We start from the raw sequence: 12,347 nt of genomic DNA on the forward strand, positions 1-12,347 counted from the left end.
GCACCGCCGGCACCAGGGTGACCGCGGCCGCCACCGCGATCAGGCACGACGCCAGGCAGGCGATGCCGATGGACCGCAGCACCGCCGGTCCCATCAGCACCAGGCCGAGCATGCAGGCCGACACCGTCAGGGCCGAGAACAGCACCGTGCGGCCGGCCGTCGCCAGCGTCGTCGTCATGCATGCCGCCAGGCGGGGGTCCCGCCGCCCGCTGCGACGACGACGCCGGTACCCCCCGGCCTCCTCACCGGCGGCGTCGTGGGAGCGAGCAAGTTCTTCCCGGTAGCGGGAGGTGATCAGCAACCCGTAGTCGATCGACAGTCCCAGACTGATCACGGTGACAATGTTGATGACGAAGGACTGCAGGTCCATGCCCAGGCTCAGGAAGTACAGCACTCCCATGGTGCAGGCGATGGAGGCCAGCGCACCGATCAGCGGCATGCCGGCAGCCAGGAAGCCGCCGAAGACCAGCACCATGATGATGAGTGCCAGCGGCAGGGCGATCAGTTCGCCTCGCACTAGGTCGGCGCGCACCTGGTCGTTGACGGCGGACGCCATGAGCGCGTCGTCGGAGACGATTCCGCGCACGCCGGGTTCGACCCGACTCAACTCGTCCGGGACTTGCTCCAGGCGGGCCTCGACCCGGCCGACCAGCTCGGCCACCTGCTCGGCGTACTTCTTGTCGCCGGCGTCGGCGACAGCATCCCCGTTGGGATCAACGGTGACCACCAGCAGGAAGCCGTCCAGGTCGGCGGAGGCCAACATTTGCGCGGCGGGCTCATGCAGCATGCCCGGGACCACGAAGGGATCGATCACGTTCTGCTCGCCCACCAGCGCCCGCAGATCCGCGTGCGCGTCCTCCAGCGCGTCGGCGACCGCCTGCTGGGTGACGGTGTCGGAGATGTCAAAGTCGGTGACCAGCAGCGTCACCGTCTCGGCATCCCCCGACAGCGTGTCCAGGATCTGCTCGCCCTCGGCACTGTTGGTGCCGGCAATCGAAGTGCTCCCCGTGGCCGCGCGCTCGAACAGGTTGTTGCCGCCCAGCCCCGTGACGGAAGGGAGCAGCAACGCGACGGCGAGGAGCAGCCACGCACCGACGATGATCCAGGCATCTTTGATGACGCGGCGGGAAAGCCAGGCAAGCATGCGCCCTAGTCTGGCAGACCACCGGGCGCTGAGCGGTCCCGGCACTCGGGCAGAGCCGAAACGGGTGTTGAATCGTGCACATGACGGACCTGTTTGAGAGCGCCGGAACCGACGCCGTCGGCCTGCCCGGAGACGCCCACGCGCCCCTGGCCGTGCGGATGCGGCCGCGCACCCTGGACGAGGTGGTCGGCCAGGACCACCTGCTCGCCCCCGGCTCCCCGCTGCGTCGCCTGGTCGAGCCCGCCGCCGACGCGGGTGGACCGGCCGGCGGCGCGGGGGTGTCCAGCGTGATCCTGTGGGGGCCGCCGGGCACCGGCAAAACCACGCTGGCGTACCTGGTGGCGCGCGGCTCGGGTCGCCGCTTCGTGGAGCTGTCCGCCGTCACCGCCGGCGTGAAGGACGTCCGCCAGGTCGTCACCGACGCCCGGCGGCGCCTCGCCGCGGGGGAGGAGACGGTGCTGTTCGTCGACGAGGTGCACCGCTTCTCCCGCTCGCAGCAGGACGCGCTGCTGCCGAGCGTGGAGAACCGCTGGGTGACGCTCATGGCCGCCACCACGGAGAACCCGTCCTTCTCGGTGGTCTCGCCGCTGCTGTCGCGCTCGCTGCTGCTGACGCTGCACCCGTTGGACGCCGACTGCGTGCGTGCGCTGGTGGATCGGGCGCTGGTCGATGCACGCGGCCTGGGCGGCGCGGTCACGCTGGCCGACGACGCCCGCGAGCAGATCGTGCGCATGGCCGGCTCGGACGCGCGCAAGGCCCTGACCGTGTTGGAGGCGGCCGCCGGCGCGGTTCTGGCAGCCACACCGGCACCCACCGACGGGGCCGGGGGAGAGGCCGCCGGGCAGTCCGCCGCGCCCCGGATCGGGCTGGCCGACGTGGAGCGGGCCGCCGACGTCGCCGCCGTCCGCTATGACCGGCAGGGAGACCAGCACTACGACGTGATCAGCGCCTTCATCAAGTCCATGCGCGGCTCCGATCCCGACGCCACCCTGCACTACCTGGCCCGCATGCTCGCGGCGGGCGAGGACCCGCGCTACATTGCGCGGCGCATCACCATCCACGCCGCCGAGGATGTGGGCCTGGCGGACCCCGGTGTGCTGTCCACCGCCGTGGCCGCGCAGCAGGCGGTCGCCCTGATCGGCATGCCCGAGGCGCAACTGGTGCTGGCCGAGGCGGCCCTGGCGGTGGCCACCGCCCCGAAGTCGAACGCGGTGACGGTGGGCATCGGTGAGGCCACGGCGGACGTGCGCGCGGGCCGCGGCGGGCAGGTGCCCGCTCACCTGCGTGACGCCCACTATGCGGGCGCCGAGCGCCTGGGCCATGGTGTTGGCTACCGCTACCCGCACGACTACCCGCACGGCGTCGTCTCCCAGCAGTATCTGCCCGACGAACTGGCCGGCGCCGAGTACTACCGGCCGACCACGAACGGTTTCGAGGAGCAGCTGACCCGGCGGCTGGCGGCCATTCGGCGCATTACCCGGGGCCCGCAGGGGAGCGGGGGCAGGTGAGCTGAACGCGTGAGCGGGGATAGGGTCGGCGGGTGACCGCAACCCCCGACGTCGAAGCCCCCGACCCCGACTCCACCCGCAACCGGTCCGATGCGCCGGCACCGTCGTCCCCGCCCGCCCGACGCTGGCCGGCGATCGTACTGATGGGACTGGGGGCCGGCTTCCTGGCGGGATTGTTCGGCGTCGGCGGGGGACTGGTGATCGTGCCGGCGCTGATGGGCTTCGCCGGCATGGATCAGCGCCACGCCGCCGCCACCTCCCTGGTCGCCATCGTGCCGACCTCCATCGTCGGGGCGGTTTCCTACGGGGTGCAGGGACAGGTCTCCCTCGTGGCCGCCGTCTTCCTGATCATCGGCTCCCTGACCGGCGCACAGATCGGCGTGCGACTGCTGCGTACGCTCCCGGCCCGCATCCTGCCGTGGATCTTCGTGGCCTTCGCGGTCTTCGTCATCGTCTCCCAGCAGCTAATGGTGCCGGTGCGCGACGCCGGATTGAGTCTCACGCCCGCCAGCGGCGCCGCCCTGGTGGGGGTGGGGCTGGTGGCGGGCATCCTGTCGGGACTCGTCGGCGTGGGTGGCGGCGCCGTGATCGTGCCCGGAACCCAGCTGGCCGTGGGCATCGGTGACCTGCTGGCCCGCGGCACCTCCCTGGTGGTGATGCTCCCCACCGCCCTGTCCGGAACCGTCACCAACCTGCGCCACGGGGTGGCCGACATGCGCGTGGGACTCGTCGTGGGCGTGGCGTCGGCCGCGGCTTCTCCACTGGGGAGCGTCGTCGCCGGCCTGGTCAGCCCGCGCACGGGCTCGATCCTGTTCAGCCTGTTCCTGGTGTACGTGATCATCTCCACCCTGCTGCGCTCCCGTCACTCCTCCCCGCACAAGGGGCAGCCGAAGTAACCCGGTTCGTCGCGCTTGGGGCTGAGATCTTTCGAAGTCGAGCCTGAGGACCCCGGTCAAGCCCGGCTCTCCGCGCTTGAGCATCTGGTGGGCGGACAGTGCGGTTCGCCGGGTGGTGTTCACGTACGTGTCCCGGCGGCGCGGTGGGTGCCAGGACGGGTTGAGGGCACGGTGCGTGGCGCGATTGGTGGGAGTGCGCCTCGGCTGGGCTGTGCGCGGTGCGGGGAGCAGTGGATCAGGCGCGGCAGCTCGTGCGTTCGGGCCGACGTTCACGCCTTTAGCCGACGGTTCGTGCATTCCTCTGAAGGTTCGGCACCCTCGCCCGACGGTTCGTACGTTCGCCCAGCGGTTCGGCGCCTTCGTCTGACGGTTCGTGCGCTGGCCTGACGGTTCGTGTGTTGCGGTCGACGATTCGGCACATCCGACGACGGTTCGTGGGGTAGGTGTACGAACCGTCGTCGTTCATGCCGAACCGTTGCTGCTAGGTGACGAACCGTCACCGGAACATACGAACCGTCCACCCCGACGCCACCCCGCGACGACGTCCCCGCCGGCCCTAGGACGTCCTGTGTCCGGCGAGAACGTCCTCATCAGCCCGAGAACGTCCTCGGATCGGCCAAAACGACCTCGTCAGCCCGAAACCCTCCCGAATGTGGAGGGTTTGGGGATGAAAAGGTCGTGTTCGGCAAACCGGCACCCGCCGAACACGACCTCGCCAACCCGAACACGACCTCATACGCCCGACAACGACCTCCCAAACACGGCTTTTCCAGCCCGACAACGACCTCCGGCGTCCGAACACGACCTCGGCGATCTGAATGCGACTTCCCGCACCCGAACACGACCACTTGGTAGGCCGGCTCCCGTCGAACAAGGTCCAGAATTCGACCACCACACAGCAGCCCGAGCCAGAATCACCACGCCCGCAAGCGCGAACCAGGACCACACCGGCACACGCACACGCGTTTACTTCATGAACACGAGTTTTGGAGGTTTGCAAGCGCAGAGCACATGCAAACCTCTAGAACTCGTGTATTCGACGCGAACTCGTGTACATCCCGACGCAGGCGTCTCCGGGTGTGCCGGTCTCGCCACGTCGCCGGTATGGTCGCCGCGGGTGTGCCGGTCTCGCCACGCCGCCGGTATGGTCGCCGCGGGTGTGCCGGCCTTGACACGTCACCGATCTGGTCGCTCCGGGTGGCCTGGTGTTGGCGGGCCGTAGCCGGATGAGGACCGGCTCACAACCGGCGGCTTCGACGTGCATCCCCCGCCGCCAGCGCGCTAATGTTTCGGGGTTGCCTGCGGCGTCGCGCGACCAGCGCGCGCTCGGGCACTCCTGGGGTCTTAGCCGACGCGGCTGACCCCGCGCCTGGGCGCACCCGCCCACGGCGTGCGAACCGATCCGACAGGAAGATACCTATGAGCTCTTCACGTTCCCGCCGCCAGGTGCGCCTCTCGCGCGCCCTCGGCATTCCGCTCACCCCCAAGGCCGTCCGCTACTTCGAGAAGCGCCCTTACGGCCCCGGCGAGCACGGTCGCGCCCGCCGCCGCACCGAGTCCGACTACGCCGTCCGCCTGAAGGAGAAGCAGCGCCTGCGCGCCCAGTACGGCATCCGCGAGGCCCAGCTGCAGAAGGTCTTCGAGGAGGCCCGCCGCGAGAAGGGCCTGACCGGTGAGTCCCTGGTCGAGCTGTTGGAGATGCGTCTGGACGCGCTCGTCCTGCGCGCCGGCTTCGCCCGTACCATCGCGCAGGCCCGCCAGAGCGTCGTCCACCGCCACATCATGGTTGACGGGAAGGTCGTGGACCGCCCCTCCTTCCGCGTCAAGCCCGGCCAGACCATCCAGGTGCGTCCGCGCTCCCAGGTGATGGTGCCCTTCCAGGTCGCCGCCGCCGGCACCCACCGCGACGTGCTGCCGCCCGTGCCCGACTACCTCAGCGTCGAGCTGGAGAAGCTGCAGGCACAGCTGGTGCGCCGCCCCAAGCGCGAAGAGGTCCCGGTGACCTGCGACGTGCAGATGGTCGTCGAGTACTACTCGCGCTGACCCCACGCTTCACGACGCCGGGACGCCCCGGACCGCATACCGGTTCGGGGCGTCCCCAGCGTTCCGGGGTACTCTCGCCCCGGCTCTCCAATCCACCGGCGTGCGCAGCGCACGCCCCTCCCGAAACGAACAGGACGAGGCATCTCAATGCGTACATCAGAGATCCGCTCCCGCTGGCTCGACTACTTCGCCGCGAACGGGCACGAGATCCGCCCCTCCGTGTCCCTGGTGTCCCCCGAGCCGTCCATCCTGTTCACCGTGGCCGGCATGGTGCCCTTCATCCCCTACATCCTGGGCACCGAGAAGGCCCCGTGGCCGCGCGCCGCCTCCGTGCAGAAGTGCATCCGCACCAATGACATCGACAACGTTGGCCGTACCACCCGTCACGGCACGTTCTTCCAGATGAACGGCAACTTCTCCTTTGGCGACTACTTCAAGGAAGGTGCCATCGACTACGCCTGGGACCTGCTCACCGGCAGCCGCGAGGAGGGCAAGTACGGCCTGGACGGCGACCGGCTGTGGATGACCATCTGGGAGGAGGACAAGGTCTCCTTCGACCACTGGACCCGCGTGATCGGCGTGCCCGCCGAGCGCGTGCAACTGCTGCCCTTCGCGGAGATCTCCTGGTCCACCGGCCAGCCCGGCCCCGCCGGCGCCTGCTGCGAGATCCACTACGACCGCGGACCCGCCTACGGCCCGGACGGCGGCCCCATCGCCGACACCGCCGGCGACCGCTTCCTGGAGATCTGGAACCTGGTCTTCGACGAGTTCATCCGCGGCGAGGGCGAGGGCCATGACTTCGAGCTGATCGGCAAGCTGGACCAGACCGCAATCGACACCGGGCTCGGCCTGGAGCGCCTGGCGTTCATCATGCAGGACAAGCCCAACATGTACGAGATCGACGAGGTCTACCCCGTCATCGCCGCCGCCGAGGCCATGAGTGGCAAGACCTACGGCCGCGGCGCCGCGGGCCCGGAGGCCGGTGACGCCTACCTCGACGACGTGCGCCTGAGGGTGGTGGCAGACCACGTCCGTTCCGCACTGATGCTCATCGGCGACGGCGTGCGTCCCGGCAACGACGGCCGCGGCTACGTGCTGCGGCGCCTGATCCGCCGCGCCGTGCGCTCCATGCGCCTGCTCGGGGTTAGCGACGCCACCCTGCCGACCCTGCTGACCGCCTCCAAGGACGCCATGAAGGCCTCCTACCCGGAGCTCGAGACCGGCTGGGCCACCATCTCCGACGTCGCTTACGCGGAGGAGGAGGCCTTCCGCCGCACCCTGGCCGCAGGCACCACCATCCTGGACACCGCCGTCGCCTCCGCCAAGCAGCAGGCCTCCGAATCGGGGCGCGGCACCCGTCCGGTCGTCCCCGGCAAGGCGGCCTTCGAGCTGCACGACACCTACGGCTTCCCCATCGACCTGACCCTGGAGATGGCCGCGGAGCAGGGCGTGGACGTGGACGAGGCCACCTTCCGCACCCTCATGGAGGAGCAGAAGGAACGCGCCCGCGCCGACGCCCGCGCCAAGAAGACCGGCCACACGGATGTGCGCGTCTTCCAGGACATTGAGAAGCAGATGGGCGGCGGATCGGAGTTCCTCGGCTACACCGAGTCGGCCGCCGACGCGACCGTCACCGGCCTGCTGGTCGACGGCGTGCCCGCCCCGGTGGCGACCGCCCCGGCCGAGGTGGAGGTCATTCTGGACCGCACCCCCTTCTACGCCGAGATGGGTGGCCAGCTGGCCGACCACGGCACCATTCGCCTGGCCGACGGCGGCGTCATCGAGGTGCACGACGTGCAGGCCCCCATCCGTGGCCTGTCCGTGCACCGCGGCACCCTCACCGAGGGCACGGCCGCGGTGGGCGAGCGCGCCTACGCCGAAATCGACACCGTGCGCCGCCTGGCCATCGCCCGCGCCCACACCTCCACCCACATGGTTTACGCGGGCTTGCGTAACGTGGTCTCGCCCGACGCCGCCCAGGCCGGCAGCGAGAACTCACCCGCCCGGCTGCGCTTCGACTTCCGTCACGGCTCGGCCCTCTCCGGTGGTCAGATGGACGACATCGAGGCGCTGGTCAATGACAAGGTCGCCGAGAACCTGCCGGTAACCACCGAGGTCATGGGCCTGGAAGAGGCCCGCGCCTCCGGCGCGATCGCCCTGTTCGGGGAGAAGTACGGCAAGCAGGTGCGGGTCGTCACCATCGGCGACGGTTTCGACCGGGAGCTGTGCGGTGGTACCCACGTCCCGTCCACCGGTCACATCGGCCGCATCGCCCTGCTGGGGGAGGGGTCGATCGGCTCCGGCGTACGCCGTATCGACGCCCTGGTGGCGGACTCCGCCTACGGCTTCCAGCGCAAGGAGCACGCACTCGTGTCACAGCTGTCCACCCTGGTGGGCGGCCGCCCCGAGGAGCTGCCCGACCGTGTGGAGAGCCTGCTGGCGCGCCTGAAGGACGCCGAGAAGAAGCTGGCCGCCGCGGAGCAGGCCGCCCTGACCGCCCGGGCCGGCGAGATCGCAGGTGCGGCCGCCCGCACTGGCGACTACCTGCTGGCCAGCGCCTCGCTCGGCACGGTAGGTTCCGCCGACGCGCTGCGCAGCCTCGCCCTGGACGTGCGCGGGCGCCTGCCCGAGTCGGAGGCCGTCGTGGTGGCTCTGGCCGGTGAGGCGAATGGCCGCCCGCTCGTCGTCGTCGCCACCAATCCCGCCGCCCGTACCCAGGGCGCCCAGGCGGGGGCGCTGGTGCGCACCGCCGCCAAGACGCTCGGCGGTGGCGGTGGCGGTAAGGATGACGTCGCCCAGGGTGGCGGCCAGGACCCCGCCGCCATTCCCGCCGCGCTGGCCGCCATCGCGGCCGCCCTGGCCTGAGCCCGCGGGCACCCGGCAAGGGGTACGCGGTGAGGACCGGGGTTCGACTGGCCTTCGACGTCGGCAAGGTGCGCGTGGGCGTGGCCCGCTGCGATGCCGACGCCATACTCTCGGTACCGCTGGCCACCCTGCGCCGCGACCGCTACGGCGCCGACCTGGAGGAGGCCGCCGACCTGGTGGCCGACCACGGCGCATTCGAGGTGATCGTCGGGCTGCCCCGCAGCCTCAGTGGAGGCGCTTCGGCCTCCACGCGCGATGCCCGCCGCTGGGCGCGCACACTCGCCGGGCTGATCGCTCCCGTGCCGGTGCGCTTGGTGGATGAGCGGCTGAGTACCGTAACCGCCCACCGCGAGCTGCACGAGTCCGGTCGGCGTGAAAAGAGCTTTCGTAGCGTTGTCGACCAGGCGGCCGCCGTGGTCATACTTGAACAGGCCCTCGCCACGGAGCGCTCCACCGACGCGCCCGCCGGTGAGATGGTCGTACCCATCCAGGAAGGCAGACAGTGACCGAGGACGACTTCTTCTCGGCCGTCGGGGTTGACAGCACCGACGCCGAACAGCCGGACGCCGGCCCCCGCCGGCGCCGCGACCGTCACGTCGAGCGCGACCGGAGGCGCCGCAAGCGCCGCCGCCACGCGCTGACCGCCGTGGTGCTGGTGGTAGTGCTCGCCGCGGTCGGCTTCGTCGGTTACAAGGCCCTGGGCGTGGTCAAGGGCGCCCAGTCCACGCAAACCGCCGTCGCCGACTACACCGGAGCCGGTGAGGACGATGTTGTCGTCACCATCCCGGATGGCGCCACCGGCGCGGACATCGCCCAGATCCTCGTCGACGCCGACGTCGTCGCCACCGCCGGCGCCTTCAAGAACGCCTACGCGGCCAACTCCAATGCCGCCAACATCCAGGCGGGCACCTACACGCTCAAGACGCATATGTCCGCCGTCAACGCGGTCGCCCTGCTGCTGGACCCGTCCTCCCGCTCCGATCACACGCTGACCATCCCCGAGGGCGCCACCAAGGCGGAGGTCAAGGAACGGCTCATGAGCGTGGGCGGCTACACCGACGCCGAGGTCGACGCCGCTTTCGCTGACACCGCCGCCATCGGTCTGCCGGAGGTCGCCGGCGGAGACGTGGAGGGCTGGCTCGCCCCCTCCACCTATGACATCGCCGAGGACGCCACGGCCACTGACGTGGTCGCCTCCATGGTCTCCACCACCAACACGCGCCTGAGCAAGGCCGGCGTGGACGAGGCCGACTACGAGGACGTGCTGATCAAGGCCTCCATTGTGGAGCGGGAGGTCTTCCACGCCGAGTACTACGGCCAGGTGGCCCGCGTCATCGAGAACCGGCTCGCCGACACCGACGGGGAGACCAAGGGCATGCTGCAGATGGACTCCACCGTGCTGTACGGCCTGGGCCGCACCGGCGGCATCCCCTCCGCCGACGAGATCGCGGACGACGCCAACGCCTATAACACCTACCAGCATGCCGGCCTGACCCCCACCCCGATCGGCAGTCCCAGCGAGGCCGCCATTCAGGCGGTGGTCAACCCGCCCGCAGGTGACTGGCTTTACTTCGTGACCGTCAACCTGGAAACCGGGGAGACCCTGTTCGCCACCACGCACGAGGAGCAGGTGGCCAACACCGAGAAGCTGTCGGCGTACTGCGAGGACAATCCCGAGGTGTGCTCCGGCGCCTCCGCCTCGCCCAGCGCGACGGCCCCGGCGGACGGCGAGTAGGCGCCATGTGCGCCGCCCCGCCCCGGCATCGGGCCGCCGTCATCGGTGCGCCGGTTGCGCATTCGCTGTCCCCGGTGCTGCACCGGGCCGCCTACCGGGCGCTCGGACTGGACGACTGGGTGTATGAGCGCCGGGAGACCGCGCCGGCGGACCTGGCCGCGCTGCTGGAGGAGCTGGCTGCCCCGGCACCGACCGACCCGATCTGGGCCGGCTTGAGCGTGACCATGCCACACAAGCAGGCGCTGCTGCGCCGGCTCGACGTCGTGGACCCGCTGGCGGCGACGGTCGGCGCCGTCAACACCGTCATCGCCCAGCGCTCCGGCCGCGGTGCCGCCCTGCTGGCCGGCTTCAACACCGACGTCGCTGGCATCGCCGGCGCCATCCGCGAGACCCGCACCGCCCCGGCGGACGGCGCCACCGCGGCTCCCGCGGGCGGTGCTACGCGCGCCGTGGTGCTCGGCTCCGGCGCCACCGCCTGTTCCGCGCTGGCAGCCCTGACCGAACTGGGGGCCACCGACATCACCGTCGCCGCGCGCCGCCATGCCGGCCCCGGCCGTGCGCTGACCGCCGCCCACCGCATGGGTCTGGAGGTGGCGGCTCTAACCTGGCGGCCCGGCGATGCCGGCTCCGACGCCGAGGTGGCCGCCGCGGCCGCCGACGCCGACCTGCTCGTCTCCACGCTCCCGGCCGGCGCCGCCGATACCCTCGCCGCGCCACTGACCGCCGCAATCGCGGGCGGAGCGTCCCGGCCCGGGCCCGGCGCGGTGCTGCTGGACGTCGTCTACGCACCCTGGCCCACGCCGCTGGCGGCGGCCTGGCAATCAGCCGGCGGGAGCGTGGCCCCCGGCTGGCTGATGCTGCTGCATCAGGCGGTCCCACAGGTCACCTTGATGACCGGGCGCACTCCGCCGCTGGCGCCCATACGCCGCGCGCTGGTGGAGGCGCTCGCCGTCCGCGCCGCCGGACCGCGGTGACGTCGCGCCCGGCGGCGTGGGATGATCACCCCATGCTTCGATGGATGACCGCCGGCGAATCCCACGGTGAGGCCCTCACCGCCATCATTGAGGGCGTGCCCGCGGGCGTGGAGATCACGAGCGAACAGATCCGCGCCGCCCTCGCCCGCCGTCGCCTGGGCCATGGGCGCGGCGCCAGGCAGAAGTTTGAGGCGGACGAACTGTCGATCCTTGGCGGCATCCGCCACGGCCGCACCCTGGGCAGCCCCATCGCCCTGCGCATCGGCAACTCCGAGTGGCCCAAGTGGTCCACCGTTATGAGCGCCGACCCGGTGCCCGAAACCGCCCTGCGCAAGCACGCCGGCACCGGCGACGAACGCGAGATCGCCCGCAACCTGCCGCTGACCCGCCCACGCCCCGGCCACGCCGACCTGCCCGGGCTGTTCAAGTACGACCTGCCCGACGCCCGTCCCGTCCTCGAACGCGCCTCCGCCCGCGAGACCGCCGCCCGGGTGGCTCTGGGAGCGGTGGCCGAGGCACTGCTGGAGCAGGTCGCCGGAATCCGCCTGGTCAGCCATGTGGTGCGCATCGGGACGGTCGCCCTGCCCGACGACGCCGCCCGCCCCACGCCCGACGACGAGGTCCGGTTGAGCGCCGACCCGGTGCGCTGCACCGACCCGGCCACCGGCGCCGCCATGGTTGCGGCCATCGACTCCGCCCGCAAGGCCGGTGACACGCTCGGCGGAGTGGTGGAGGTGATCGCCACCGGCGTACCGATCGGACTGGGCACCCATGTGCAGGCCGATCGGCGGCTGGATGCGCGCCTGGCCGGGGCCCTCATGGGCATCCAGGCGGTTAAGGGTGTGGAGATCGGGGACGGCTTCGCCGAGGCGGCCCGCCCGGGCTCCGCCGCCCACGATGAGATCCTCACCATCGACGCCGGGCGGGTGGACCGCGCCACCAACCGCGCCGGCGGCATTGAGGGCGGCATCAGCAATGGGGCACCGCTGCGGGTGCGGGCCGCCTACAAGCCCATTTCCACGGTCCCGCACGCCCTGCGCACCATTGACTTGGCCACCGGCGAGCCGGCCACCGGGCTGCACCAGCGCTCCGACACCACCGCCGTCGTCCCCGGCGCGGTGATCGCCGAGGCCATGGTGGCGCTGGTGCTCGCCGACGCCCTGGTGGAGAAGACCGGCGGGG

9 protein-coding genes are annotated in these 12,347 nt (G+C 71.2%); 8 read left to right on the forward strand and 1 reads right to left on the reverse strand.

All coding sequences use genetic code 11. The features are described 5' to 3' along the window. On the reverse strand, positions 1 to 1,144 hold a 1,144-nt coding region (locus BN1056_RS14855), incomplete at its 3' end, for an MMPL family transporter (RefSeq protein WP_244671700.1). Positions 1,145 to 1,224: 80 nt separating this feature from the next. On the opposite strand from BN1056_RS14855, the gene BN1056_RS12440 reads away from it, so the two are divergent. From BN1056_RS12440 to aroC, 8 genes are all read left to right on the forward strand, one after another. Continuing rightward, positions 1,225 to 2,652, forward strand: coding sequence for a replication-associated recombination protein A (locus BN1056_RS12440; RefSeq protein ID WP_210581662.1), 1,428 nt, complete (start codon positions 1,225 to 1,227; stop codon positions 2,650 to 2,652). A gap of 32 nt (positions 2,653 to 2,684) precedes the next feature. Then, positions 2,685 to 3,548 carry a sulfite exporter TauE/SafE family protein gene (locus BN1056_RS12445; protein WP_280516474.1) on the forward strand — a complete coding sequence of 288 codons (864 nt, stop codon included), beginning with the start codon at positions 2,685 to 2,687 and terminating at the stop codon, positions 3,546 to 3,548. A 1,419-nt stretch (positions 3,549 to 4,967) separates the two neighbouring features. Beyond that, complete coding sequence (gene rpsD, locus BN1056_RS12450) at positions 4,968 to 5,591, forward strand: 30S ribosomal protein S4 (protein WP_086615977.1); 624 nt, start codon at positions 4,968 to 4,970, stop codon at positions 5,589 to 5,591. Positions 5,592 to 5,738: 147 nt separating this feature from the next. Next, a complete protein-coding gene (gene alaS / locus BN1056_RS12455) occupies positions 5,739 to 8,456 on the forward strand; it encodes an alanine--tRNA ligase (protein WP_210581664.1) in 2,718 nt (905 codons plus the stop codon). Positions 8,457 to 8,485: 29 nt separating this feature from the next. After that, the gene (gene ruvX / locus BN1056_RS12460) at positions 8,486 to 8,962 is read left to right on the forward strand and encodes a Holliday junction resolvase RuvX (protein ID WP_210581666.1); all 477 of its coding nucleotides are present in this window, start codon (positions 8,486 to 8,488) and stop codon (positions 8,960 to 8,962) included. Further along, positions 8,959 to 10,191 carry an endolytic transglycosylase MltG gene (gene mltG / locus BN1056_RS12465; RefSeq protein ID WP_210581668.1) on the forward strand — a complete coding sequence of 411 codons (1,233 nt, stop codon included), beginning with the start codon at positions 8,959 to 8,961 and terminating at the stop codon, positions 10,189 to 10,191. Before ruvX ends, mltG begins: the two co-directional genes overlap by 4 nt. A 5-nt stretch (positions 10,192 to 10,196) precedes the next feature. After that, a complete protein-coding gene (locus tag BN1056_RS12470) occupies positions 10,197 to 11,165 on the forward strand; it encodes a shikimate dehydrogenase (RefSeq protein WP_210581671.1) in 969 nt (322 codons plus the stop codon). 32 nt (positions 11,166 to 11,197) lie between these two features. Beyond that, positions 11,198 to 12,347 (forward strand): chorismate synthase (aroC, locus tag BN1056_RS12475; RefSeq protein WP_210581673.1); only part of this gene is annotated, 1,150 nt, incomplete at its 3' end.

It is taken from the genome of Actinomyces succiniciruminis (genome assembly GCF_900002405.1).
Taxonomy (GTDB): Bacteria; Actinomycetota; Actinomycetes; order Actinomycetales; family Actinomycetaceae; genus Actinomyces; species Actinomyces succiniciruminis.